The sequence below is a fragment of the Actinophytocola glycyrrhizae genome (assembly GCF_042653545.1).
GTDB lineage: Bacteria > Actinomycetota > Actinomycetes > Mycobacteriales > Pseudonocardiaceae > Actinophytocola > Actinophytocola glycyrrhizae.
The window spans coordinates 637934-662830 of sequence record NZ_JBHSIS010000022.1; the positions used below are offsets into that span (position 1 = coordinate 637934).

Below are 24897 nucleotides of genomic sequence, written 5' to 3' on the forward strand. Positions count from 1 at the left end.
ACATGGCTCTGAGGCACGCGTTCGTCGACCTCGGCCCCCTGCGCACGGTCCCGGTCTACCGGCGGCTGTGGTTCGGGCAGACGGCGTCCGGGTTCGGCAGCCAGATGACGCTCATCGCGGTGCTGTTCCAGGTGTGGGAAGCCACCGGCAGCGCGGTCTGGACCGGCGCGGTCGGCATGGCGCAGGCGCTGCCGCTGATGGTGTTCGGCCTGTTCGCCGGCTCGCTCGTGGACCGGCACGACCGGCGGCGGCTGTACCTGATCGCCATGAGCGGGCAGGCGTTCTGTGCCGTCCTCCTCGCCGTGCAGGCGTTCTTCCTCGACCTGCCGGTGCTCTGGCTGCTCGGGATCGTGGCGCTCCAGGGTTGCTTCAGCGCGACCGGGGCACCCGCGGCGCGGACGTTCCTTCCGCTTCTGCTCGCACCGGAGCAGCTGGCCGCGGGCCTCGCGCTGACCCGCATCGGGTTCCAGGGCGCGATGCTGACCGGGCCCGCGGTCGGCGGGCTGATCCTGGGCGCGTGGGGTGTCGGCGCGTGCTACGCCGTGGACGCGGTGACCTTCTGCGTCGCCCTGTGGGGCGCGGTCGGGCTGCCCGCGACGACCTCGTCGGGTGGCAGGCCGGGGGTGCGTGGCGTGCTGGACGGGCTCGCGTTCCTGGTCCGCGCGCCGATGGTGCGTGCCGCGCTGCTGACCGATCTGGCCGCGACCGTGCTGTCCATGCCGATCAGCCTGTTCCCGCTGATCAACGCGGAGCGGTTCGGCAACGACCCGCGCACGCTCGGGCTGTTCCTGTCCGCGATGGCCGTCGGCGGGGTGGTCGCGTCGGTGCTGTCGGGCGTGTTCACCCGGCGGGCCCGGCAGGGCGTGGTGATGCTGGTCGGCGCGACCGCGTGGGGTGCGGCGCTGACCGCGTTCGCGCTCGCGCCGGACCCGTGGCTCGGGCTGGCGTGTCTCGTGGTCGCGGGCGCCGCCGACACGATGTCGGTCGTCGCGCGGAGCACGATCATCCAGCTCAGCACACCGAACGCGATGCTGGGGCGGGTGAGCGCGGCGGAGCAGATCGTCGGTCAGGGCGGGCCCCAGGTCGGCAACCTGCGTGGCGGGCTGGTGGCCGCTGCGACCACCGGAACTGTCGCGCTCGTCAGCGGCGGGCTGGCCTGTGTGGCGCTCGTCATGCTGATCGGCGCGGTCACGCCGGGCTTGCGCCGCTTCCGCGTATAGCCGAGGCGGGACCCGTGTTCGGATCCCGCCTCGGCCAAGTCGCTGTTCGGTTGTGGGTGGTGCCGTCGATCAGGTGGGCTGCTGCCCCTGCTGCAGGTCGGCTTCCAGCTCCTTCAGGCGCTCCTGGTGCTTGCGCGCGTGGTGGCCGCAGAAGAGGAGCTCGCCGCCGGAGGGAAGGATGGCCCGTACCTGTGCCGCGGCTCCGCAGCGGTCGCAGCGGTCAGCAGCTGTCAGATCGGGGCGGGTGAGCGTCGTGTTCATGGCTAATCTCCCTCCGTCCCGGCACCGGAGTTCCGGTGCCGTGTTCGGCTGCGACCACTGCTGGCGCGGTGTCGCTGCCTCTACTCTTCCAGACGTTTTCCTCCCCGTCAGTGTTCCCGCATCGAATGAGAGATCACTCGACACACGATTTAACCCGGTTGTCGTATCCGGCCTCCCGCATCGCAGGAATCTCTGGTGAGGTCGGCCGGCCGTGTGCTAGGCGCTGACCGCATCCCAGCGTCGTTACTCTTCGTGATCGGCGGCGTGTCGATGTACTTCGGCGCGGCGGTTGCCGTCTGGCTGTTCGACGTGGTCGATCCGGCGAGTGTCGCGTGGCTGCGACAACTCGGCGCAGCGGTTGTCCTCCTGGCGTGGCTACGGCCGGGACGTGCCGTCTGGCGTGGGAAAGCCTTCTGGCTCGCGGCGTTGTTCGGGGTGGTCACCGCCGTCATGAACGTCGCTTTCTACGAGGCGCTCCACCGGTTGCCGCTCGGCACGGCGGTCGCTCTTGAGTTCGTCGGGCCGGTTCTCGTCGCCGTGGTCGGGTCACGCTCCGTGCGCGACTTCGGCGCGTTGTCGCTGGTGGTGTCCGGCGTGGTGCTGATCGCGGACGTCCGGTGGGCAGACAGCACGCTCGGTGTCGTGTTCGCTCTCAGCGCAGCGGTGCTCTGGGCCGGATACATCGTTCTCGGCAAGCGTGTCGCGTCTCTCGGGCTCGGCGTGGACGGTCTCGCTGTCGGTTTTGCGGTCGCGACGGTGCTTTTGTCCCCTTTGGCCATCGGCACCGGTCCGGTGTGGAACTCACCACGTCTGCTGGTGCTCGGCATCGGCGTCGGCGTGCTGTCCACAGTGGTCCCGTACGTGCTCGACCAGGTCGTGCTGCGGCGCATGGGGCATACCTCGTTCGCACTACTCCTGGCGCTACTCCCGGTGACCGCGACGGCAATCGGGTTACTCGTGCTCCGGCAGGTGCCGACCCTCCCGGAGGCTCTGGGGATCCTCGCGGTGGTTCTGGGTCTCACGATGCGGACCCGGGACCGTGCGCCGAGAGCAGAACCGCTCTAGCGCCGCTCAACCCCAGTGCGAGCCATCTGCGAGTCGGCGCACCCTTCGCGGCACCAAAGCCGGGCGGGGTGCGGCCCGGCCCGGGGCAGCCGGGCCCGCACAGCAAGCCAAGCGGGGGCCTCACCCGCACACAGAAATCCCCGCCGCCCGGAGCCGGGCGGCGGGGATGTTCCCAAGGGTCTATCTCACTCGAGGTAGTCGCGCAGCACCTGCGAACGCGACGGGTGGCGCAGCTTCGACATGGTCTTCGACTCGATCTGGCGGATGCGTTCCCGCGTCACGCCGTAGACCTGGCCGATCTCGTCGAGCGTGCGGGGCTGGCCGTCGGTGAGGCCGAAGCGCAGCCGCACCACACCCGCCTCCCGCTCGGACAGCGTCGCCAGCACCGACTGCAGCTGGTCCTGCAGGAGCGTGAACGACACCGCGTCGACCGCGACGACCGCCTCGGAGTCCTCGATGAAGTCACCGAGCTGGCTGTCGCCCTCGTCACCGATGGTCTGGTCCAGCGAAATGGGCTCCCGGGCGTACTGCTGGATCTCCAGCACCTTCTCCGGGGTGATGTCCATTTCCTTGGCAAGCTCTTCTGGCGTTGGCTCTCGACCCAGATCCTGGAGGAGCTCACGCTGTATACGACCGAGCTTGTTGATCACCTCGACCATGTGCACCGGGATGCGGATGGTGCGCGCCTGGTCGGCCATGGCGCGGGTGATCGCCTGCCGGATCCACCACGTGGCGTAGGTGGAGAACTTGTAGCCCTTCGTGTAGTCGAACTTCTCGACCGCACGGATCAGGCCCAGGTTGCCCTCCTGGATCAAGTCCAGGAACGCCATGCCGCGACCGGTGTAGCGCTTGGCCAGCGACACCACGAGGCGGAGGTTCGCCTCAAGCAGGTGGTTCTTGGCGCGCTCACCGTCGCGGACGATCCAGCGCAGGTCGCGGCGCATCTGCGGGGCGAGCTTCTCCGAGGACTCCTCCTCGGCCTTGCGCACCCGCTCCGCCGCGTAGAGGCCGGCCTCGATCCGCTTGGCGAGCTCGACCTCCTCCTCGGCGTTGAGCAGCGCCACCTTGCCGATCTGCTTCAGGTAGGCACGGACGGAGTCCGCGGACGCGGTGAGCTCGGCGTCCTTGCGGGCCTGCCGCAGCGCCTCCGACTCCTCCTCGTCCCAGACGAAGTCGCCGTCCTTGGTGTCCTTGGCCGGTTCCTTCTCCTCGACGTCGTCCGCGACCGCCGCGTCCACCACGTCGGTCTCGATCTCGACGTCCTCGAGGTCCTCCAGGTCGGGGGAGTCGAGGTCGGGCTCCTCGCCGTCACCGGGCTCGCCGTCAGCGGGGGAGGCGCCCTTCTTGGTCGCGTCGGCCTTGGTCTTCTTGGGGCCGGCGGACTTGGTCGCCGTCTTGCGGGGGGCGCGCGGCTTGGCGGCGCCCGCCGTCTTCTTGGTCGCGGTCTTCAAGCTCGGCTTCTCGGTCGACTCGTCGTTGTCCGGCTGGGCGTTGGCCGACTTGGCCGCGCCCGCCGAAGCGGTGGAGCGTCGGGTTGCGGTTCGTGCGGCTGCCACGTACGCCCTTTCGCTGCTCATCACGGGCAACGCCAGACATCTGGGATGCCTGACCTGCCGGAGTTCGGGGAAAGCCCGGGGGCCTCGGCCACGGGCACTGTTCCATTGTAACGACGAACACCGCGTCGCGGGTGCGCACCCGCGACGCGGTGTTCGTTCCGGTGCCCCGTCCTGGTGGAGCGGGTCGTTCGTCCGTGGATCCAGCCCTGGATCGGCTAGCCGTGGTCGCCGACCATGACCGCCCGCGCGGCGCCCACGATGCCCGCGTCGTTGCGCAGTTCGGCGGCGACGACCTTGGTCCGCACGTCGAGCAGCGGCAGCCACTTGTCGGCCTTCTTGCTGACGCCGCCACCCGCGATGATCAGGTCCGGCCAGATGAGGTTCTCGAGGCTGCGGATGTACCGCGCGACCCGGGGGGCCCACTCGGCCCACGACAGGTCGTTCTCCTCCTTCACCGACGCGGCCGCGCGGGTCTCCGCGTCGTGGCCGTCGACCTCGAGGTGGCCGAACTCGGTGTTGGGGACGAGCCTGCCGTCGCGGAACAGCGCGCTGCCGATGCCGGTGCCGAAGGTCAGCAGCACCACGACGCCCTTCTGGTCGTCCGGCCAGCCGTAGGAGATCTCGGCGACGCCGGCCGCGTCCGCGTCGTTCAGCACCACGACGTCGTCGTGCTCGCGTCCCAGCCGCTCGGCGAACAGGCTCTGCGCGTCGGTGCCGAGCCAGGACTTGTCGATGTTCGCGGCGGTCTGCGCGACACCGTCCTTGATCACCGCGGGGAGGGTCACGCCGACCGGGCCGGTCCAGGCGAACTCGTCGACGATGTGCTTGACGACATCGGCGACGGCGTCCGGCTTGGACGGGTCCGGGGTGGGGATCCGCAGCCGCTCCCCGACGAGCTTGCCAGCGTCGAGATCGACCACGCCTCCCTTGATGCCCGAACCGCCGATGTCCACGCCGAAGCCGAGGGTTGCAGCCATCCCCGCGGGTCCCTTCGTACTCGATTCAGTACCGCTTTCCCCGGAGGTTAGCCGGATGTGGTCCGATAGGTCTCGTGGGTGCCTCGGATGAACTGCTCGCCGTTGCCGTATCGGTAGCTCGGGAGGCCGCGGAACTGGCGCGGCGGTCCCGTCCCTCCGCCATCACCGACGTGGGCACGAAGTCGTCGAAGACCGACGTCGTGACCGCGGCGGACCTTGCCGTGGAAGAGCTGGTCAGAACGCGGCTGTCGCAGCTGCGGCCGGGTGAGCCGGTGTTCGGCGAGGAGACCGGCGGGGCGGACGCGACGCCCGGCCAGGTGTGCTGGGTGGTCGACCCGATCGACGGCACGGTCAACTACCTGTACGGCCACCCCTGGTACGCGGTGTCGCTGGCCGCGCAGGTCGACGGGGTGTCGGTCGTCGCCGCGGTGGTGGAACCGGTGTCGGGCCGTGAGTGGACGGCCGTGCGCGGTGGCGGCTCGTGGTGCGACGGCGAGGCGCTGCGCGTGTCGGACGCGACGAAGCTCGACCTGTCGCTGGTGGCGACCGGTTTCGCGTACCGCGTGGAGCGCCGCGAGCGGCAGGCGGCCGGGGTGGCGCGGCTGCTGCCGAAGGTCCGCGACATCCGGCGCGGTGGCGCGGCGTCACTGGACCTGTGCGCCGTCGCCGCCGGATGGGTGGACGGCTACTTCGAGCACGGCCTGTCCCGCTGGGACTGGGCCGGCGGCGCGCTGGTCGCCGAGGAGGCGGGCGCGGTGGTCCGCCTGCCGGACGCGGCGGACGCGGTGGGCCCGGACATGACGTTCTGCGTGACCCCCGGCATCGCGGCGGAGCTACGGGACGCGCTCGCGGACGTGGGCCTGACCGAACGGCTGCCCTGACCGGCCGCAGGTCAGCCTCCCCGCCGCTGCACACGACACAACTCACTGCCCTGAACGCGCCTTTCGCGGCGCTACGCGCCCTGAACGCGCCTTTCAGGGCGCCGGGCCGCCCTGCGGAGGTCGGTGCCCGCCGGGCTCACTTCACATGATCTTCACGGGATCGGGCAGCTAGCACTTCACGTTGCGGGCTGCTGCCAGGAACGTCGCGTCCAGTTTCGGCTGTGGTGCGTCGGCCTGCAGGCCGCCCTGCGTCGGCGGGTTCTGCTTCGCGAAGTCGTTCAGCTGCTCCAGCAGGGTGCGGGCCGGGCGGTTCGGCTCCAGGTCGTCGAAGTTCTCGCCGAGCGCCACGTCCACGGTCGCGTCCTGGCGTTCGTCGCGGATCAGTTCCGCGCACGGTTCGACCAGGCTGAGCGTGCGTGCCGCCGCCGTGCCCTGCGCGCCGAAGCGGATCTGGGCGCGGCAGGGCATCTTCTCGCCGTACAGGACGTCGTTGGCCGGCTCGGCGACCTGGGTGAAGCCGAGGCCGCGCAGCGTCTCGGTCACCAGGCGGGCCTGGCCGCGCTGCCCGCTCGCGTTCACGACCCGCACCAGGGCAGACGACGGCGCGGCGGGCTCGGTGCGGTCCAGCGCCTCGGGCTCCAGCGGTTTGCCGAGCGTCGGCGCGGGCTTGGCGCCCGACGCGGCCGCCTTGGCCGGTGGCGGCGGCGGGCAGTGCTGGGCACCGGTGACCTCGTTGTCCTCGTTCATGACCTTGAGCCACACGACTGTCGCCGCGACCCCGAGTACCAGGATCAGCAAGAAGGCGGGCAACGGCCGGCGCTTCCGATAACGCTGGCCCGGTGCTCGCATGACGTTCCCCGCCGCCACTGTCCCCGCCCTCCTCGGTTAGCCGAACTTCGTAGGTCCCCACCCCGTTGTTCGCTGCTGATCAGCCTAGGCGTTTCAGCTCCGTTCGGCGGCTTGAGGGCCCCCCTTGCCGACGTATCGTGTCTGGATCGAGCCCTTCGGGGTGCGCGACCGCACGTCGCGTTCACACAGACGCATACCGTGACGAAAGGTTGCCCGGGACTTCAGCAGACATGCAAGACACACCCGAACGGGTGACCTGCTGGATAGGTCCCTGGGTATGGGCTACCCTCTGCCCGCCTCAGTCGTCGACCATGAAATGCGAATCGATTCCGACAGGTCCCGTGGGTGGACCCTGAACACGGCGCGACGTGCGAGACCTCCGTCACTTCAACTGGCGGGCACAAACTGGGGCGCCTGAACGTTGACCAGCGCGCGAACACATCCTGAAGTGGGGGTGCACGAAGATGGCCACCGATTACGATGCGCCACGCCGCAACGAGGCCGACGATCTCGCGGAGGACTCGCTCGAGGAGCTCAAGGCACGTCGAAACGAGAACCAGTCCGGCGTCGTCGATGTGGACGAGTCGGAAACCGCGGAGAGCTTCGAGCTGCCCGGTGCGGACCTGTCCGGCCTGTCCGGCGAAGACCTGACCGTACGAGTCGTGCCGAAGCAGGCCGACGAGTTCACCTGCTCCAAGTGCTTCCTGGTGCATCACCGCAGCAGGCTGGCCGAGGAGATGAACGGTCAGCCGATCTGTCGCGACTGCGCCTGAGCGGCGGTAGGTACGGCGGGGGAAAACCGAACAACGGAAGGGCCTGTCACCGGCGGCGGTGGCGGGCTCCTATCCGCGCAACAAAGAAGCGACCTTCTCCGGGTGGCGGGTCGAGAACACCCAGTAGGGCGTCGGGTCCGCCGGGTCGGTGACCTGTACCCGGACCACCGGCCGCACCCACCCGCGGTGCAGCACGAACGCGCGCGGGTCCAGGTGAGGGCCGAGCACCTTGCGCTTCTCGTTCGCCCCGAACGTCTCGACCTCGCCGACGAACTCGAGCGGCAGGTGGGCGTCGCCGACGAAGAGCTCACCGTCCTGTACGCGGACCGGTGCCCGGCCCGCACGCCAGATCAGCACCGCGGTGAGCGGCAGCAGCAGCACGTACGGCAGCCACGAGCGCAGGCCCGGGTAGCCGAGGTGCACGGTCGCCGCCATCAGGCCGGCGGCCGCCATCGGCAGCAGCCACGAGTACCAGGTGACGTGGAGCCGCTCGGCGTGCAGCGGTGTGGTGGTCGGGGCTTTCTCGGCCGCACCGCGTGGTGAGTCGGTCACGAGACCAGGGTAGTCTCGCCGCTCGTGCCCAGCGTGGAGGTCCTGCTCACCCGTCTCGATCCCGGTGTTCCCGTGCCGTCGTACGCGAAGCCGGGCGACGCGGGCGCGGACCTGGTCACCACGGAAGACGTGGTGATCGAGCCCGGTGAGCGCGTGACCGTCGGCACCGGTGTCGCGATCGCGCTGCCGACGGGTTACGCCGCGTTCGTCCACCCGCGTTCCGGGCTCGCCGCCCGGGTCGGGCTGAGCGTGGTGAACACGCCGGGCACGATCGACTCGGGCTACCGAGGCGAGATCAGGATCTGCCTGATCAACCACGACCTGCGGGAGCCGGTCGAGCTGAGCAGGGGGGACCGGATCGCCCAGCTGGTGGTGCAGCGCGTCGAGCACGCGGTGTTCCGTGAGGTGGCCGATGTCGGTGACTCCGAGCGCGGTGCCGGCGGCTACGGTTCGACCGGCGGACATGCGGTGCTGACCCCGGTGGAGGGCTGAAAGCGGTGGGACTGTTCGGACGACGTCGGCGTCGCGAGGAAGCCGTCGAGGCCGACTACGAGGACGGGTACGACGAGCACGACGAGCAGGACGAGGGTGACGACCTCGCGCCCGAGTTCGAGGGCGACCTGTTCGAGTACGCGGGACCCCACGACGAGAGCGAAGCGCCGGACGACGGCCTGAACCGCCTCGACCTCGGCTCTGTCCGCCTTCCGGTGCCCGACGGCGCGCAGCTGCAGGTCGAGATGGACCAGAACCGGGCGGTGCGTGCGGTGCACGTGGTCACACCGGTCGGGCAGCTGACCGTGAACGCCTACGCGGCGCCCAAGTCGGGTGGCCTGTGGCGCGAGGTGTGCGGGGAGCTGGCCGAGCAGCTGCGCACCGACGGCGCGAAGGTCCGCAGCGTGGCCGGGGAGTGGGGCCAGGAGCTGGTCGCCGCGCTCGGTGAGGTGTCGCTGCGGTTCGTCGGCGTCGACGGGCCGAGGTGGATGCTGCGCGGTGTGGTCGCGGGCCCGCCGGACCTGGCGGACCAGAGCACGCACGCGCTGCACGACCTGGTGCGCGGCACGGTCGTGGTGCGCGGCATACAGCCGATGCCGGTGCGCACGCCGCTGCCGATCGAGCTGCCGCCGTCGATCGCGCAGCACATCGAAGCCCAGCAGGGTTAGTCCACCCCTCCTACCGCATGGGTCCCCGTCGGCGCGGGACGGCATCCGCGACGCCCTGGATGGCCCTTCCCGGCACCGGCCATGCCGGGCCGACGCGCCTTCACGGCGCGGGGCACTAGGTCAGGCCGCCCGCGCGTAGCCAGGCGAGGACGGCCGCGCGTCCCAGCGCCTCCGGGTCGGTGCCCACGATGTCGAGCCGGGTCGTGCACATGGTCGCCCTCGGCAGTGCCTTCAGCCACTCCTCCGCGACCGTCGTGGGGTGGACGGGGTCGTCGGTGCACGTCGCGATGCCCGTCGGCACGTCCAGCCGGGACAGGGCGGCCAGGGTCGGTGCCTGCCGGTCGGCCGCGGCGGACAGCGAGCCGGCCAGGCCGTCGCCGTGGCCGCGCCATGACCGGGTCAGCTCGTCCGCCAGCCACCTCGGCACGCCGTCGGTGGCAACGGCGAGCGCGCCCTCGACGCCACGTGACCGCACCAGGTCCGCCGACACCCGGGCCGACACCGCGCCCGGGGCGTCGCCGGGGTCGCCGTGCCAGCCGGGCAGGGCGAGCACAAGCCCCGCACACCGGTCCGGGTTCGCCAGTGCCCACTCCGCCGCCAGGTGGGCGCCGAACGACACCCCGCCCGCGATGACGGGGTGTCGTTCGGCGGCCTCGTCGAGGGCCGCGAAAGACGCCTCCGCCAGCAAAGGCCCTGGCACGGGCGCCGGAGTGACCGCGCGGACGCACACCGCGGCGAACGGCGCCTCGAACACGGACCGGACGAAGGTGTCGTCCGACCCGGTTCCCGGCAGGAGCACGGCGACATCGGCAGATCCCGGTTCCGCAACATTCACGGGCCAGATCCTGCACCAGTGCCCGCATCGGGTGGTTACGCTGGTTTCGACCGGGCCGGAGTCGGGGCCGGCCCCTGCGAACACTGGAGCGTCACATGGGCACCGAAAAGGGCCCCTTTCGCCGCTTGGTCAAACGGCTGACGAGCGACGTCGAGGAGCTCGACGCCGACGACCTCTCGGAGAACGCCGAGGCGGCCGGGGCCCGCAGGGCCGCCGACTGCCGGTCCGGTGAGCAGGTCACGGTCTGCGGCCGGGTCCGCAGCGTGGAGCTGAGCCCGAAGGACGCGGTGGCGACACTAGAGGCGGAGCTGTTCGACGGAACCGAGGGCGTGACACTAGTCTGGCTCGGTCGCCGCCGGATCCCGGGCATCGAGCCGGGCCGGACGATCAAGGCACAGGGCCGCATCGCCATGCGGGACGGCCACAAGGTGCTCTACAACCCCTACTACGAGTTGCAGACGGCTACATGACAGAACCCGGCAAGACCAGCGCCCCCGACACCACCCCCGACGCCGCCGAGGAGAAGGAGAAAGAGCAGACGCTCCTCGAGCAGATGGGCGGGATCAGCGGCCTGATCTACTCGTCGGTCCCCGTCCTCGTCTTCGTGCTGCTCAACTCGCTGTTCGGGTTGACGGTGGCGATCTGGGGCGCCCTCGGCGCCGCCGCCGCCATCACCGTGCTCCGCGTCGTGCGCAAGGAGCCGCTGCAGCCCGCGATCTCCGGTTTCTTCGGCGTCGGCATCGCCGCGTTCATCGCCTACCGCACCGGCTCGGCCAAGGGCTTCTTCCTGTTCGGCATCTGGGCGAGCCTCGTGTACGGCAGCGTCTTCCTCGTCTCCATCCTCGTTCGGTACCCGCTCGTCGGCGTGATCTGGTCGTTCCTGAACGGGCACGGCATGGCGTGGCGGTCGGACCGCAAGGCGATGCTCGCCTACAACGTGGCGACGCTGACGTGGGTGCTGGTGTTCTCCGCCCGGTTCATCGTGCAGCGCTGGCTGTACGACGAGGACCAGACCGGCTGGCTGGCGTTCGCCCGCCTCGCGATGGGCTACCCGCTCACCGCGGTGGCGCTTGTGGTGACCGTGTGGGCGGTGACGCGCGCCGGGCACCGCGTGAAGAAGATCGAGGCGGACGTGGCGGCCGAGGAACGCGAGATCGAGGAACGGCTGCGCGCCAAGTACTCCGGCGGGCAGAAGCCGGAAGGCGCCTGAGGCCCGGTCACTCCGGCGGCGCCATCCTCGTGGTGGCCGACGACTCCTGTGCCAGGCCGCGCAGCCCGTTGAGCAGTGCGCTGCCGAGCACCGTCACCATGACCACGTACTCGGCCATGCGGTCGACGTCCTGGCCGGTGAACGTGGCCAGTTCGGCGTCGGCCAGCCGTTCCGCGGCGTCCGCGTAGGTGTCGAGCAGGCCGAGTACGTCCGGCCTGCCGAGCCGGGTGAAGTAGTCGAGCACGCCCGCGACCGCGGCCCGTGCCGGGTTCGTCGGCCGTGCGTGCCAGCCACGCCGCTCGATCAGCTCGTCAGTGCGTGCGACCGACGCCTCGCTCGGTTCGCCGGTGTGCGGCTGCCTGGTCGCCTGCAGGGCGAAATGGACCTTGCCGATGGACTCCAGCGGGCCGCGGCCCGGCTCGTGCATCAGCGTCAGCACGTCGCGCACCTCGGCGATCGACAGGCCGCCGACCTCGGTCAGCGCGCGGACCAGCCGGACCCGGTGCACGTGGGACTCGTCGTACCTGGCCTGGTTCGGGCTGGTCCGCATCCCGTGCGGGACGAGGCCCTCGCGCAGGTAGTACTTGATCGTCGGCACCGGGACACCGGTGCGCCTGCTCAGTTCGCCGATCCGCATGAGACTCCTCTCAGTTGGATAGTGCAAGTATCCAAAAGCAGCAACCGGCACTATCCAATCTGGGAGTGATTATGAGTGAAGGACCCAGCAGGCGCGCGGTTCTCGGCGGCGTGGCGGCCGCGGGACTCGCCGCGGTGGCCGCGCCGGGCGTCGCGGGCGCGGCCACCGCCGGCCGGGGGAGGGGCCGGTTCGCTGGCAAGGTCGTGGTGATCACCGGCGCCACCTCGGGCATCGGCAGGGAGGCGGCACTGGCGTTCGCGGCCGAGGGGGCGAAGGTCGGGTTCTGCGGACGCCGCGCGGAGTTGGGCAGGCAGGTCGAGCGCGAGATCCGCCGCGCGGGCGGCGAGGCGACCTACGTGCCCGCCGACGTGCGGGTGCCCGCACAGGTCAAGTCGTTCGTGGACGGGGTGGCGGGCAGGTACGGCGGGCTGGACGTCGCGTTCAACAACGCGGGCATCCACCTGGGCAAGCCGCTGCACGACACCACGGTCGAGGAGTGGGACGACGTCCACCTCACCAACGCGCGCGGCGTGTTCCTCTCGATCAAGTACGAGGTGCCGCACCTGCGGGCGGGCGGCGTGATCGTGTGCACCGCGTCGTCGCAGGCGGGCCACACCCGACCCGGCCACGCGGCGTACTCGGCGAGCAAGCGGGCCGTGCACGGCATCGTGCGGACCGCCGCGCTGGACTACGGCGCGAAGGGCATCCGGGTGCTCGCCGTCGACCCGGGCACCACCGACACGCGCCTGGTCCGCCCGGACGGCATCCCCGACGACGTGTGGGCGCGGTTCAAGGAGGCGTGGGGCCCGCTGAACGTGTACGGGCTGCCGAGGATGGCGGAGGCGAAGGAGATCGCGTCGACCGTGGTGTCGCTGTCGACGCCGGAGTTCAGCTACCTGACGGGCACGGAGATCCTGGTGGACGGCGGCATGAGCGCGGGCCGCCCGATGGTCTTCCCGCCAGGCTTCGAACCACCAGCCTGATCCGGCCCCAACCCGGTCCAGGGGCGTGTTGTGGATCTTCGCGCAAGGTCTTGGCCTGACCAGCGGTTGCCTCAGGGGAACGTGACGGCATTGAGCCACCAACCACCGCGTCATCTGGGCCGATGCCGTGAAAGGCGTGCTCACAGCACAACGAGTGCCGTCAATGGGCCGTTCAGGGCGCCCAGCGCCCTGAACGCGCCTTTCAGGGCATTTTCGCGCCGTCCACGCGCCTTACACGGCACCAGCCCGGGCGCTGCGCGCCCCGGGCCCGCGAAGCGGGGCCTCTGCCTGCGCAACCCTGACGGTGGCGTAAGCCCACCCCGAAAGGGGCTCCCTGCCATCACGTCGACCTGGCGAAGCCTGATCACACCGTGTCAAGGGGGGCCAAACACCCGAATCACAACACGCGGAAAGGCCCCCCTTGGCGCGGTGTGATAGCCCCTGGGAGGTCGACGGGATGGCAGGCAGACCCGAACCCAACCGCCGCCGAACAGCCCCTCCGCCACCCCGGAGACCTGCCCGTCCGGCGAGGACAACCCACAACACCAACCGCAGCCAGCACACCCGGGCCGAAACGACGCGACCAGCACACGACGACCGACCGCCCACTCACACCGACTTCACGGAACCAATCATCTAGTAGCCCAGGGCGCGGCGGATTTCGTCCTCCACGTTCGCCGACGCCACGAACAGCAGCTCGTCGCCGGGCTCCAGCGGGTCGTCCGGCTGCGGGACGATCACGCGGCCGCCACGCAGGACGACCACCAGCGCCGCGTCGCGGGGCAGCTTGATGTCGCGTACGGGACGCCCGGCGAGCGGGGTGTCCTCCGGCAGGGTCAGCTCGACCAGGTTGGCCTGGCCCTGCCGGAGCGTCAGCAGCTGCACGAGGTCGCCCACGGAAACGGCCTCCTCGACCATCGCGGCCAGCATGCGCGGCGTCGACACCGCGACGTCCACGCCCCACGCCTCGGTGAACAGCCACTCGTTGGTCGGGTCGTTCACCCGCGCGACGACGCGCCGCACCGCGAACACCGTCTTCGCGAGCAGCGACACCACCAGGTTGACCTTGTCGTCGCCGGTCGCGGCGATGACCACGTCGCACAGCTGCAGGCCGGCGTCCTCGAGGGACGACAGCTCGCACGCGTCGGCGAGCACCCACTCGGCCTGCTCGACGGTGTGTGGCTCGTACTGGCTCTCCAGCCGCTCGATGAGCATCACCTGGTGCGTGGCGGCCAGCAGTTCCGCGGCGATGGAGCGGCCCACCGCCCCCGCCCCCGCGATCGCGACCCTCATCTAGCTGGCCTCCTCAGGCGGCTGCGCCGCGGCGCTCGTGACGTCGCTGACCGTGCCGGACAGTGCCGCGACGTAGACCTGGTCGTCGTGCTGCACGACGGTTTTCGGGGTGGGCAGCACCCCGGTGCCGAACCGCATGACGAACGACACCCGCGCGCCGGTGGCCGCCTCCAGCTCGGCGACCGTGTGGCCGACCCAGCCCTCGTCGAACGGCAGCTGCACGATCGCGACCTTGCCGGTCGGGTCGCGCCACGCCGACGCGACGCCGTCCGGCAACAGCGTCCGCATCAGCCGGTCGGTCGTCCAGGGCACCGTCGCGACGGTCGGGATGCCCAGCCGCTCGTACACCTCGGCGCGCTTCGCGTCGTAGATGCGGGCGACGACGTGCTCGACGCCGAACGTCTCCCGCGCGACCCGCGCGGAGATGATGTTCGAGTTGTCGCCACTGGACACCGCGGCGAACGCGCCCGCTCGCTCGATGCCCGCCTCGATCAGCACCCGCCGGTCGAAGCCGCCGCCGACGATCTGCCTGCCGTGGAAGTCGATGCCGAGCCTGCGGAACGCGTGCTCGTCCTTGTCGACCACGGCGACCGTGTGGCCGAGCCGCTCCACCGCGGCGGCGAGCGACGAGCCGACGCGCCCGCAGCCCATGATCACCACGTGCACGAGCCGGCCTCCTCGGGTGAGCTCCTCGGGTGTGTCAGCAAGAACCTACCGGTGGCTCCGCGCTCCTGGTGACGGGACCGCTTACGCTGTCGACCCGTGCCCAAGCTCGTGTCTGTGCTGAAGAGGTTGGTGGTCGGACGCCCGTTCCGCACCGACCGGCTCGCACACACCCTCCTGCCGAAACGCATCGCGTTGCCGGTGTTCGCGTCGGACCCCATGTCCAGCGTCGCGTACGCGCCAGAGGAGATCCTGCTGACGCTGTCGGTGGCCGGCGTGTCCGCCTACGCGTTCAGCCCGTGGATCGCGCTCGTCGTCATGGTGGTGATGCTCGCGGTCGTGGCGTCCTACCGGCAGAACGTGCACGCCTACCCGTCCGGCGGCGGCGACTACGAGGTCGCGACCGTCAACCACGGGCCGAGGTGGGGGCTGGTCGTCGCGAGCGCGCTGCTCGTCGACTACGTGCTGACGGTGTCGGTGTCGATCTCGTCGGCGGCGGCGAACATCGGCTCGGTGGTGCCGTTCGTCGCCACGCACAAGGTCGCGTTCGCGGTCGGCGCGATCGTGATCCTGACCGCGGTCAACCTGCGTGGCATCCGCGAGTCGGGCTCGGTGTTCGCGTTCCCGACCTACGCGTTCGTCTTCGGCATCCTGGCGATGGTGATCTGGGGTGTGACCAGGGCGTTCGTGCTCGGCGACGAGATACCGGCCGAGAGCGCCAACTTCGGGCTGATCGAGGAGGGCGACCACCTCACCGGCCTCGCGTTCGTGTTCCTGGTGCTCAGAGCGTTCTCCTCCGGCAGCGCGGCGCTGACCGGGGTCGAGGCCATCAGCAACGGCGTGCCCGCGTTCCGCAAGCCCAAGTCGAAGAACGCGGCGACCACGCTGCTCATGATGGGTGTCCTCGCGGTCACCATGTTCCTCGGCCTCATCATGCTGGCCGCGGTGACCAGGGTGAAGATCGCCGAGGACCCCGCGCACCAGCTGGTGAACGCGCCGGCGGACTACGAGCAGAAGACGCTGGTCGCACAGCTCGCGAACGCCGTGTTCGGCGGCTTCGACCCGGCCATCTGGTACGTCGTCTTCTTCACCGGGCTCATCCTGGTGCTGGCCGCGAACACCGCGTTCAACGGCTTCCCGGTGCTCGGCTCCATCCTCGCGCAGGACCGCTACCTGCCCCGCCAGCTGCACACCCGAGGCGACCGGCTGGCGTTCTCCAACGGCATCGTCGGCCTCGCCGCGTTCGCGATCGTGCTGGTCGTGGCGTTCGACGCCGAGGTGACGAGGCTGATCCAGCTCTACATCGTTGGTGTGTTCGTTTCGTTCGTGCTGAGCCAGAGCGGCATGATCCGGCACTGGAACCGGCTGCTGCGCACCGAGGCGGACGAGGCCGAGCGCAAGCGCATGCGGAAGAGGCAGGCCATCAACGGGTTCGGTCTCTTCATGACCGCGGCCGTGCTGGTGATCGTGCTGATCACGAAGTTCCTGCTCGGCGCGTGGATCGCGATCGCCGCGATGGCCGCGATCTTCCTGGTGATGACGGCCATCCGCCGCCACTACGACCGGGTCGCGGCCGAGCTGCGCGAGGCCGAGCTGACCAGGGACATGATGACCCTGCCGTCCCGCAACCACGCGATCGTGCTGGTGTCGAAGCTGCACCTGCCGACCCGCAGGGCCCTCGCGTACGCGAGGGCGACGCGCCCGGACGTGCTGGAGGCGGTGACGGTGAACGTGGACGACGCCGACACCCGCGCGCTGGTGGCGCAGTGGGGGGAGGAGGATTTCTCCGTACCGCTGAAGGTGGTCGAGTCGCCCTACCGCGAGATCACGAAACCGGTCCTGGAGTATGTGAAGCGGGTCCGCACCGCCAACCCCCGCGACGTGGTCACCGTCTACATCCCCGAGTACGTGGTCGGCCGCTGGTGGGAGCAGTTCCTGCACAACCAGAGCGCGCTGCGGCTCAAGGGCAGGCTCCTGTTCCAGCCGGGCGTGATGGTGACGAGTGTGCCGTGGCAGCTCGCGTCGTCCGAGCGGCGCAAGCAGCGGCTGCGTAACCGGCAGGAGCTGCCGCCCGGCGCCGTGCGGCGAGGGATCTCCGAGAAGAAGAAGGACCGCTCATGACCTCCTGGAAGGGCCGCAGGTTCGAGGTCACGGTCGGCCCGGTCGCCCACGGCGGCCACTGCGTTGCCCGGCACGAGGGCCGGGTCGTGTTCGTCCGCCACGCCCTGCCCGGCGAACGCGTGGTCGCGGCGGTCACGGAGGACCGCGGCGGCTCGTTCTGCCGCGCGGACGCCGTCTCGGTGCTGTCGGCGTCCCCCGACCGGGTGGTACCGGCGTGCCCGGTCGCGGTCCCCGGCGGCTGCGGCGGCTGCGACTGGCAGCACGCGACGTGGGACGCCCAGCGTGCGCTGAAGGCGGCGGTGGTGGCCGAACAGCTGTCCCGCCTGGCGGGCGTCACGATGCCGGTGGAGGTCGAGGCGCTGCCGGGCGGCCCGCTGAACTGGCGCACCCGGGTGCGGATGACCGTCGACGGCGAGGGCCGCCCCGGTTTCTTCGCACACCGCAGCCACCGCGTGGTGCCGGTGGACGACTGCCCGATCGCCGCCCCCGGCACGGTCGACGAGGTCGTGTCCCGCCCGTGGCCACCGGACTCGTCGCTGACGATCGCGGTCGACGCCACAGCCAGGACCCATGTCGCGGTCGGCGACGCGCCGGACGAGGTCGCGGTGGAACGGGCGGTGCGGCGCGAGTGGCGGGTGTCGGGTTTCTGGCAGGCCCACCCGGACGCCGCGGACCTCTACGCCGAGCTGGTCGGGGAGTGGGCCGGGCTGTCCGAAGGCGAGTCGGCGTGGGACCTGTACGCGGGCGTCGGCCTGTTCGCGGCGGTGCTCGCGACCCGGGTCGGCCCGTCGGGGTCGGTGATGGCGGTGGAGTCGCACCGGCCCGCCGCCGTCGAGGCCGCCGGGAACCTGTCGGACCTGCCGCAGGTGCGGGTGCTCGCGGGCCGGGTCGAGGCCGTGCTGCGGGCGGGCGAGGGCCCTGACCCGTCGGTGGTCGTGCTCGACCCGCCCCGCAAGGGGGCCGGGCGGCAGGTCGTGGACGCCATCGCGGCGCGCGGCGCGGCCAGGGTCGTGTACGTGGCGTGCGACCCGGCAGCGCTCGCGCGGGACGTGGCCACCTTCCACGGGCACGGGTACTCGCTGACGCGGCTACGGGCCTTCGACGCCTTCCCGATGACCCATCACGTGGAGTGCGTGGCGCTGCTGGAGCGGTGAGGCGTCAGCGGTGCGGCTCGTCCGGCGGGAACGGGGTGGCCGGAACCCCGAAACCACGCGGCCTGCTCTCCGCTTCGGCGACCTGACCCCCGAACCAGGACTCGCTCCCCGACACGAACTGCCCACCGGGCTGGTCCGGTTCCTGGGCGGGCTGCTGCCCGCCCGGTTGGGGTGCTGAGGGGATTCCCGGCCCGGCGTGCGCGCCGAACGGCGCTGGGAAGCCGGGCGGCGGGGTGGGCCCGGGGTTGACGCCCGGCGGCGGGGTGGGTTCGCCCGCGCGGAGGTTGCCTGGCTGGGGCGCGGCGGCTTCGTCGGCCGGGTTGCCGCGGGGCGGGGTCGGGTCGCCGTGGGTGCGAAACGGTGGCGGTGCCGCGGGGAAACCGGGTGGGCTGGCGGGCTGGCCGCCGAACTGGGGTGCCGAGGCCGGGAAGCCGGGGTGGCCGCCGTGGTGGTCGCCGTGCTGGGGTGCGGGCACTTCGTTGCCCGGTCGGCCGTCGAACCGCGGTGTCGCCGGGGAGAAGCCGGGCTGGCCGCCGCGGTGGCTGCCGGGTTGGGTCGCTGCCGCGCCGCTGGCGGGGTTGCCCGGCGGCGGGGCCGGTTCGCCGTGGGCGCCGGGTTGCGGTGTCGCCGCGGGGAACCCAGGGGGCGGGGTGCGCTCGCCGCCGTGGTTGGCGAACTGTCCCGGTGGGGTGGGTTCGGCGTGGCGGGGGTTGCCGGGCTGGCCGCCGAACTGTGGTGTCGCCGCGGGGAAGCCGGGTTGGCCGCTGTGGTGGCTGCCTTGCTGGGGTGCCGCGTCCGTGGCCGGGTTGCCCCGTGGCGGTGTCGGTTCGCCGGACTGCTGCGGCGCCCCCTGCGAGCCTGAAGGCCCACCCGCGGGTGGCTGGTCCTCGGCGGTCGGCAGCGGTGGGAGACCCGCGCGCTGGCGCAGCCAGTCCGGGATGTGCTCGTCCGCGCGCGGGAAGAACTTCAGCTCGTCGGCGAAACCGATCGGGGGCGGCACCCGCCGCCACCTCGGTTCGATGTCCGGTTCGAACTCGGCGCTGAACGAGCTCGGGGGCTCCAGCAGGTAGAGGCCGGACAGCCAGGTGCCGCGCCCGGGGCGGTACATGCCCTGGCGGAGGCGGCCGAGACCCTCGACCACCTCCTGTGGCGGGCGGACCGGGTGCTCGACACCGTCCGGGCCCGTCACGGAGACGTCCACCTCGATGTGCCGGCCCGCCGACCGGTACTCGGCCCGGACGCGCTGCCAGCCCTCCCCCGCGACGGTCAGCAACGACCGCCCCACCTGTCTGGTCAGCTGGTCCTGCTCGGCCTGCGCCATCACTGGCTGCGGCTCGGTCACTGCTCGATCCCCACCCTCTTGTGCCGAACGTGAGCTCTGACCCTACCGAATCACAATGTCGGGTTCGGACCGAACGACAGTCCCAACTGGAACGGGTGGACTCCCCAGGTCGACACGGCGAACCTCGTCAGCAGGCCGGACGCCCGGACGGTCTGGTCCGTCGCCGGGCTCGCCAGTACCTGGGTGTCGCCATCGACCGGCTGCTGGTCCCGCCACACCGGGGCGCCCTCGGGCACCGGGGACGCCTCCACGACCGAGTGCCACTCCGTGCCGTCGACGGTGCGGAGCATGGTCAGGATGACCGGGGTCATCGGAATCTGCCAGCCACCGGTCTCGACCGCGACGAACTCGCCGCGCCGGACCGCTGCCAGTACCACCTCGCCCAGCCACGTGTACAGCTCGGACAGCGCCTTGTCGTCGACCGCCGCGTACGCCTCCTCCTCCGTCGCGGGGGTGAGCTGTGTGCTGGCGCCGCCGAGGTGCCCGCTCTCGTCGCGGTAGCGGTCCATCAGGAACAGGGTGCCGCGGGCCGGGCTGAACATCGCCGCCTCGCGGAACCGCCGCGAGTCGATCTCCGACCGGGACTCCACCCCCGCGCCGAGCCGGGCGCGGACGGTCGCCGGGTCGCTCATGCGCCAGTACGTGACACCGTCCTCCTGCCAGAGCGGCAGGTAACCCGCCAGGGGGAGGCCGACGAGCACGGTGTGGAGAACGTCACCCTCCTCGACCGGCGGCTCCGGTTCCGGCTCCGCGGCCGGGGCGGGCACGGCGGGCTCGAACGGGGGCAGCGCCGCGAACTGCGGGTCCACCCGCGCGGTCGCGAGCGTGTGGTGTGCCCACGCGCGTGCCCTGGTCAGCGGGTGGTCGGGGAACTGCTGGTCCCAGTTCGCCTCGTCGGCCACGTTGTAGGGCAGTTGCCCTACGACGTCCGGGGCGTACGGGTGCGGCGGGAAGCAGTTCTCGAACCCGACCTGCGCGGCGACCGTCGACTCGCGGACGCCGGTCGTCTGACCCTCCGCGCACTGGATGCGCAGCACGGCGCTGCAGCCCGCGCGGGGCACGGTGAACGCGGCGATGAACGCCAGCCCGGTGTCCTGCTCGGGGATCGGCAGCTTGATCAGCTGGAACAGCGCGGGCACCCCGCCGAGCCGCACCACGTGCGCCTCGATGATGGCGCCGCTCTCCGCGGTCTCCTCGGCCAGCTTTCTGCGCAACAGGGGGAGGTCGTCGAAAGGCGCGGGGATGTCGGGCACCATGCCGATGTAGGTGAGACTGACTTGGTCACCGGTTCGTGGATCGAACCAGGTCCGCTCGTCGTGTCGCTCCATGCCGGCGGTGTCGAATGCGACTGGCACCTGGCCGAGTGTAGGGCCGGGCGCCATCCGCGCGTGCGCTCGTAGACTGGCGGGGACCTGCGCGACGTCCCGCGATGAGAAACCGAGGTGACCAGCGGTGACCGACGAGGAGTCCCTGCTCGGCACGGTGCACGGCCCGGCGGACCTGAAAAGGTTGCCAGGGGAGCAGTTGCCGAGGCTCGCGGCGGAGATCCGCGAGTTCCTCGTCGACAAGGTGACGACCACTGGCGGTCATCTCGGGCCGAACCTGGGTGTGGTGGAGCTGACCATGGCGCTCCACCGCGTGTTCGACTCGCCGGACGACCCGGTGATCTGGGACGTCGGCCACCAGGCGTACGTGCACAAGATCCTCACCGGCCGCCAGGACGGCTTCGACCGGCTGCGGATGAACGAGGGCATGTCCGGCTACCCGAGCCGTGCCGAGAGCGAGCACGACTTCGTGGAGAGCAGCCACGCCTCCGCCGCCCTGTCCTACGCCGACGGGCTGGCCAAGGCGTTCGAGCTGCGTGGCGAGAAGCGCTGCGTGGTCGCGGTCGTCGGCGACGGCGCGCTCACCGGCGGCATGTGCTGGGAGGCGCTCAACAACATCGCGGCCGGTGAGAACCGGCCGGTGGTGATCGTGGTCAACGACAACGGCCGCTCCTACTCGCCGACCATCGGCGGTCTGGCCGACCACCTCGCGTCGCTGCGCCTGTCGCCGGGCTACGAGCGGTCCCTGGAGGCCGGCAAGCGGATGCTGCAGGGCACCCCGGTCGTCGGCAAGCCGCTGTACGCGGCGCTGCACGCGGCCAAGCGCGGCATCAAGGACGCGATCAGCCCCCAGGTGATGTTCGAGGACCTCGGCCTGAAGTACTTCGGCCCGGTCGACGGGCACGACTTCGCCGCGCTCGACGCCGCCCTGCGCCGCGCCAAGGAGTTCGGCGGCCCGGTGATCGTCCACGTCGCGACCTGCAAGGGCCGCGGCTACCCCCTCGCCGAGAACGACGAGGTGGACCAGATGCACCAGACCGACCCGATCGACCCGGTGACCGGCAAGCTGACCACCGCCAAGGGCGCCGCCTCCTGGACGTCGGTGTTCGCCGACGAGCTGGCCCGCATCGGGGAGTCGCGGCCCGACGTCGTGGCGATCACGGCGGCGATGCTGCGGTCGACGGGCCTCGCGAAGTTCGCCGAGGCGTACCCGGACCGCTGGTTCGACGTCGGCATCGCCGAGCAGCACGCGGTCACGTCCGCGGCGGGCATGGCGATGGCCGGGCTGCACCCGGTCGTCGCGATCTACTCGACGTTCCTGAACCGTGCGTTCGACCAGCTGCTGATGGACGTGGCGCTGCACCGGCTGCCGGTCACGCTGATCCTCGACCGCGCGGGCATCACCGGCCCGGACGGCTCCAGCCACCACGGCATGTGGGACCTGTCGATCCTCGGTGTGGTGCCGGGCATCCGGGTCGCCGCGCCGCGGGACGCGGTGACGTTGCGCGAGGAGCTGAACGAGGCGGTCGCCGTGAAGGACGGCCCGACCGCGCTGCGCTTCCCGAAGGCGTCCGTCGGCGGCGAGGTCGCGGCACTGGAGCGGCGCGGCGTCGTCGACGTGCTGCGCAGGCCCGCCCCGCACGAGACGGCCGACGTGCTGCTGGTGACGGTCGGCGCGCTGGCCGAGCTTGGCATGGCGGCCGCGGACCGGCTGTCCGACCAGGGCATCGGCGTGACGGTCGTCGACCCGAGGTGGGTGGCCCCGGTCCCGGCGGACCTGGTGTCGCTCGCACAGGAGCACCGCCTGGTCGTCACGGTCGAGGACAGCGGCCGCCACGGCGGTTTCGGCTGGGCACTGGCGGCGGCCATGCGCGACGCGGACGTCGACGTGCCGCTGCGGGACATCGGCCTGCCGCAGGAGTTCCACCCGCAGGGCACGCGGAACGAGGTGCTCGTGCAGCTCGGCATGTCCGCGCAGCGGGTGGCCCGCCGGGTCACCGAGTGGATCGCGACCCGCACCGACGCCCCCGCCCCTGCGCAGCTGCCCTGAGCCCGCACGCGCCCCGCGCGGCACGGACGAGATCGGTGCCGCCTCGCTCACCGACGAGGGGACCGTGATCGCCAGCAGCGGCGGCTCGGACTGGCTGTGGCCCACCACGCGAGCGGTCGCGCTTGGCGACCCCGGCGTCACGGAGTGAGGCCTCGCGACACGGCCACACCGAGCTGTGGCACCTTTGTGGGGTGCGGATTCTGATCGTCGAGGACGAAGAGCCCCTGGCCGACGCGATCGCCAGGGGGCTTCGTCGTGAAGGCATGGCAGTGGACGTCGCCCTCGATGGTGACGAGGGCCACGAGAAGGCCAGCGTCACCCGGTACGACGTGGTGGTGCTCGACCGGGACCTGCCCGGCATGTCCGGGGACGAGCTGTGCCGGGAGATCGTCGCGTCCGGCGCGCTGACCAGGGTGATCATGCTGACCGCGAGCGGGTCGGTCGCCGACCGGGTCGAAGGGCTCTCGCTCGGCGCCGACGACTACCTGGCCAAGCCGTTCGCGTTCGACGAGCTGGTCGCCCGCGTGCGGGCGCTGGCCCGGCGTTCCACCCCGGTCACTCCGCCGGTGCTGCGAGCGGGCGACGTCGAGCTGGACCCGGCCCGCCGGACCGTGACCCGCGCTGGCACGCAGGTCGAGCTGACCCGCAAGGAGTTCGGCGTCCTCGAGGTGCTGCTCGCGGCGAGCGGCTCGGTCGTGTCGAGCGAGGAGCTGCTCGAACGGGTCTGGGACGAGCACGCCGACCCGTTCACCACGACCGTCCGCGTGACCGTCATGACGCTGCGCAAGAAGCTCGGCGAGCCAGGCATCATCGACACGGTGGTCGGCTCCGGCTACCGGGTGCCGGCGGCGACCAGGGTGGAGTGACCGAGCCCCGGCGGGGTCCTGGCCTGCGCGCCAGGATCACGCTTCTCGCCACCGGCCTGGTCACGGCCGTGGCCGCGCTGCTCCTGTGGCTCGCCTGGATCCTCGCCGGTGAGTCCGTCAACGCGCCGTCGCTGCCCGCGGGCACGACGGTCGTCGTCGGCGGCACCCGGGTGAAGGCCGAGCAGCTCGCCGAGGTGCTCCGCGACACCGCCCGCACCCAGATCCTGGTGGCGGGGTCGATCGCGTTCGTGTGCGTGGTCGCCGCGACCGCGCTGCTCGCGTGGACGTTCACCGGCCGCGTCCTCAAACCGTTGCGCGACGTCACCGGCACCGCCCGCCGCCTGTCCGCCGAGTCGCTGGGGGAGCGGATCGCGCTGCGCGGCCCGCGGGACGAGGTCGCCGAGCTGGCCGACACGTTCGACGCCATGCTCGACCGGCTGCAGGCCACGTTCTCCGCGCAGCGCCAGTTCGTCGCCAACGCCTCCCACGAGCTGCGCACCCCGCTGTCGGTGATCCGCACCGAGCTGGACGTGACCCTGTCCGATCCGGACGCGGACGCCGACGAGCTGCGCCGCATGGCCGGCGTGGTCCGCGACGCGACCCTGCGCGCCGGTCAGCTCGTCGACGCGCTGCTGCTGCTCGCCCGCACCGACGGCATGGGGCTCGGGGCGTTCGAACGCGTCGACCTCGCGGCCGTGGTCGCCACCGCGTGGCAGGCGGTGCGGACCGAGGCGGACCGGCGGCACCTGCGGACGTCGTTCGCCTGCACGCCTGCCGTGTCGGCGGGTGACCCCGCGCTGCTGGAACGCGTCGCGGGCAACCTGCTGGAGAACGCCGTGCGGCACAACGTGGACGGCGGCTGGCTCGACGTCGGCACGGTCGCGGGCCCCGGCTGGGTGACGCTGCGGGTGGCGTCGTCGGGCATGGCGGTCGACCCGGACCGGGTGGAGGAGCTGTTCGAGTCGTTCCGCCGGGGCGGCGTGGACCGGACCGCGCACTCCGGCACCGGGCTGGGCCTGGCGATCGTCCGCGCGGTCGTGAAGGCGCACCACGGCACGGTGTCCGCGGAGGCCGTGGCGGGCGGCGGGCTGACGGTGACCGTGCACCTGCCCGCGGCCCACTGA

General features: G+C 71.6%; 25 protein-coding genes. 14 read left to right on the forward strand and 11 right to left on the reverse strand.

Annotation, left to right across the window (positions count from 1 at the left end; translation table 11 throughout):
- The first annotated feature begins 2 nt into the window (after positions 1 to 2).
- Positions 3 to 1220, forward strand: a complete 1218-nt coding sequence (locus ACFPCV_RS34040; protein WP_378061059.1) for an MFS transporter — start codon at positions 3 to 5, stop codon at positions 1218 to 1220.
- 69 nt (positions 1221 to 1289) lie between these two features.
- On the opposite strand, the gene ACFPCV_RS34045 is transcribed toward ACFPCV_RS34040, so the two are convergent.
- Entirely contained in the window at positions 1290 to 1481 is a 192-nt protein-coding gene (locus ACFPCV_RS34045) for a DUF7455 domain-containing protein (RefSeq protein ID WP_378061060.1), read from the reverse strand.
- A 270-nt stretch (positions 1482 to 1751) separates the two neighbouring features.
- Here ACFPCV_RS34045 and ACFPCV_RS34050 point away from each other — a divergent pair, with 270 nt between their 5' ends.
- Positions 1752 to 2546 (forward strand): EamA family transporter, encoded by a 795-nt coding sequence (locus ACFPCV_RS34050; RefSeq protein ID WP_378061202.1) that lies wholly within the window; start codon positions 1752 to 1754, stop codon positions 2544 to 2546.
- A gap of 185 nt (positions 2547 to 2731) precedes the next feature.
- Here ACFPCV_RS34050 and ACFPCV_RS34055 read toward each other — a convergent pair whose 3' ends face one another.
- A complete protein-coding gene (locus ACFPCV_RS34055; protein WP_378061062.1) occupies positions 2732 to 4102 on the reverse strand; it encodes an RNA polymerase sigma factor in 1371 nt (456 codons plus the stop codon).
- A 215-nt stretch (positions 4103 to 4317) separates the two neighbouring features.
- The gene (gene ppgK / locus ACFPCV_RS34060) at positions 4318 to 5079 is read right to left on the reverse strand and encodes a polyphosphate--glucose phosphotransferase (RefSeq protein WP_378061064.1); all 762 of its coding nucleotides are present in this window, start codon (positions 5077 to 5079) and stop codon (positions 4318 to 4320) included.
- A 74-nt stretch (positions 5080 to 5153) separates the two neighbouring features.
- Here ppgK and ACFPCV_RS34065 point away from each other — a divergent pair, with 74 nt between their 5' ends.
- Positions 5154 to 5960, forward strand: coding sequence for an inositol monophosphatase family protein (locus tag ACFPCV_RS34065; protein WP_378061066.1), 807 nt, complete (start codon positions 5154 to 5156; stop codon positions 5958 to 5960).
- A 168-nt stretch (positions 5961 to 6128) separates the two neighbouring features.
- Here ACFPCV_RS34065 and cei read toward each other — a convergent pair whose 3' ends face one another.
- A complete protein-coding gene (gene cei, locus ACFPCV_RS34070) occupies positions 6129 to 6809 on the reverse strand; it encodes an envelope integrity protein Cei (RefSeq protein ID WP_378061068.1) in 681 nt (226 codons plus the stop codon).
- Between the two features lie 464 nt (positions 6810 to 7273).
- Between cei and ACFPCV_RS34075 the strand changes: the two genes are divergently transcribed.
- Positions 7274 to 7582, forward strand: coding sequence for a DUF4193 domain-containing protein (locus tag ACFPCV_RS34075; protein WP_378061069.1), 309 nt, complete (start codon positions 7274 to 7276; stop codon positions 7580 to 7582).
- 69 nt (positions 7583 to 7651) lie between these two features.
- Here ACFPCV_RS34075 and ACFPCV_RS34080 read toward each other — a convergent pair whose 3' ends face one another.
- Positions 7652 to 8134, reverse strand: a complete 483-nt coding sequence (locus ACFPCV_RS34080; protein ID WP_378061070.1) for a DUF3093 domain-containing protein — start codon at positions 8132 to 8134, stop codon at positions 7652 to 7654.
- A 24-nt stretch (positions 8135 to 8158) separates the two neighbouring features.
- Between ACFPCV_RS34080 and dut the strand changes: the two genes are divergently transcribed.
- On the forward strand, positions 8159 to 8626 hold the full coding sequence (dut, locus tag ACFPCV_RS34085) for a dUTP diphosphatase (protein WP_378061072.1): 468 nt from the start codon (positions 8159 to 8161) through the stop codon (positions 8624 to 8626).
- A gap of 5 nt (positions 8627 to 8631) precedes the next feature.
- Positions 8632 to 9294 (forward strand): DUF3710 domain-containing protein, encoded by a 663-nt coding sequence (locus tag ACFPCV_RS34090; RefSeq protein ID WP_378061074.1) that lies wholly within the window; start codon positions 8632 to 8634, stop codon positions 9292 to 9294.
- A 115-nt stretch (positions 9295 to 9409) separates the two neighbouring features.
- On the opposite strand, the gene ACFPCV_RS34095 is transcribed toward ACFPCV_RS34090, so the two are convergent.
- Positions 9410 to 10129: an alpha/beta fold hydrolase gene (locus ACFPCV_RS34095; RefSeq protein WP_378061076.1), complete on the reverse strand. Its 720-nt coding sequence runs from the start codon at positions 10127 to 10129 to the stop codon at positions 9410 to 9412.
- Positions 10130 to 10224: 95 nt separating this feature from the next.
- On the opposite strand from ACFPCV_RS34095, the gene ACFPCV_RS34100 reads away from it, so the two are divergent.
- The gene (locus ACFPCV_RS34100) at positions 10225 to 10599 is read left to right on the forward strand and encodes an OB-fold nucleic acid binding domain-containing protein (RefSeq protein ID WP_378061077.1); all 375 of its coding nucleotides are present in this window, start codon (positions 10225 to 10227) and stop codon (positions 10597 to 10599) included.
- Positions 10596 to 11339, forward strand: coding sequence for a DUF3159 domain-containing protein (locus ACFPCV_RS34105; protein ID WP_378061079.1), 744 nt, complete (start codon positions 10596 to 10598; stop codon positions 11337 to 11339). The genes ACFPCV_RS34100 and ACFPCV_RS34105 overlap by 4 nt, the downstream gene beginning before the upstream one ends.
- A gap of 7 nt (positions 11340 to 11346) precedes the next feature.
- On the opposite strand, the gene ACFPCV_RS34110 is transcribed toward ACFPCV_RS34105, so the two are convergent.
- Positions 11347 to 11976, reverse strand: coding sequence for a MerR family transcriptional regulator (locus tag ACFPCV_RS34110; RefSeq protein ID WP_378061081.1), 630 nt, complete (start codon positions 11974 to 11976; stop codon positions 11347 to 11349).
- A gap of 71 nt (positions 11977 to 12047) precedes the next feature.
- On the opposite strand from ACFPCV_RS34110, the gene ACFPCV_RS34115 reads away from it, so the two are divergent.
- Positions 12048 to 12959 (forward strand): SDR family NAD(P)-dependent oxidoreductase, encoded by a 912-nt coding sequence (locus ACFPCV_RS34115; protein ID WP_378061083.1) that lies wholly within the window; start codon positions 12048 to 12050, stop codon positions 12957 to 12959.
- Positions 12960 to 13595: 636 nt separating this feature from the next.
- On the opposite strand, the gene ACFPCV_RS34120 is transcribed toward ACFPCV_RS34115, so the two are convergent.
- On the reverse strand, positions 13596 to 14252 hold the full coding sequence (locus ACFPCV_RS34120) for a potassium channel family protein (RefSeq protein ID WP_378061085.1): 657 nt from the start codon (positions 14250 to 14252) through the stop codon (positions 13596 to 13598).
- A complete protein-coding gene (locus tag ACFPCV_RS34125; protein ID WP_378061086.1) occupies positions 14253 to 14918 on the reverse strand; it encodes a potassium channel family protein in 666 nt (221 codons plus the stop codon). It lies immediately after the preceding gene.
- Between the two features lie 96 nt (positions 14919 to 15014).
- Here ACFPCV_RS34125 and ACFPCV_RS34130 point away from each other — a divergent pair, with 96 nt between their 5' ends.
- Together ACFPCV_RS34130 and ACFPCV_RS34135 are read left to right on the forward strand one after the other, a co-directional pair.
- On the forward strand, positions 15015 to 17036 hold the full coding sequence (locus tag ACFPCV_RS34130; protein WP_378061088.1) for an APC family permease: 2022 nt from the start codon (positions 15015 to 15017) through the stop codon (positions 17034 to 17036).
- Positions 17033 to 18190: a class I SAM-dependent RNA methyltransferase gene (locus ACFPCV_RS34135; protein ID WP_378061090.1), complete on the forward strand. Its 1158-nt coding sequence runs from the start codon at positions 17033 to 17035 to the stop codon at positions 18188 to 18190. Before ACFPCV_RS34130 ends, ACFPCV_RS34135 begins: the two co-directional genes overlap by 4 nt.
- A gap of 4 nt (positions 18191 to 18194) precedes the next feature.
- Here ACFPCV_RS34135 and ACFPCV_RS34140 read toward each other — a convergent pair whose 3' ends face one another.
- Both ACFPCV_RS34140 and ACFPCV_RS34145 read right to left on the reverse strand, forming a co-directional pair.
- Positions 18195 to 19532, reverse strand: coding sequence for a hypothetical protein (locus ACFPCV_RS34140; protein WP_378061092.1), 1338 nt, complete (start codon positions 19530 to 19532; stop codon positions 18195 to 18197).
- A gap of 50 nt (positions 19533 to 19582) precedes the next feature.
- Complete coding sequence (locus ACFPCV_RS34145; RefSeq protein ID WP_378061093.1) at positions 19583 to 20887, reverse strand: hypothetical protein; 1305 nt, start codon at positions 20885 to 20887, stop codon at positions 19583 to 19585.
- 97 nt (positions 20888 to 20984) lie between these two features.
- On the opposite strand from ACFPCV_RS34145, the gene dxs reads away from it, so the two are divergent.
- The 3 genes from dxs to ACFPCV_RS34160 all read left to right on the forward strand — a co-directional run bounded on the left by dxs (position 20985) and on the right by ACFPCV_RS34160 (position 24897).
- Positions 20985 to 22907: a 1-deoxy-D-xylulose-5-phosphate synthase gene (gene dxs, locus ACFPCV_RS34150; protein WP_378061094.1), complete on the forward strand. Its 1923-nt coding sequence runs from the start codon at positions 20985 to 20987 to the stop codon at positions 22905 to 22907.
- 191 nt (positions 22908 to 23098) lie between these two features.
- Positions 23099 to 23773 carry a response regulator transcription factor gene (locus tag ACFPCV_RS34155; protein WP_378061096.1) on the forward strand — a complete coding sequence of 225 codons (675 nt, stop codon included), beginning with the start codon at positions 23099 to 23101 and terminating at the stop codon, positions 23771 to 23773.
- Positions 23770 to 24897, forward strand: coding sequence for a sensor histidine kinase (locus ACFPCV_RS34160; protein WP_378061097.1), 1128 nt, complete (start codon positions 23770 to 23772; stop codon positions 24895 to 24897). Before ACFPCV_RS34155 ends, ACFPCV_RS34160 begins: the two co-directional genes overlap by 4 nt.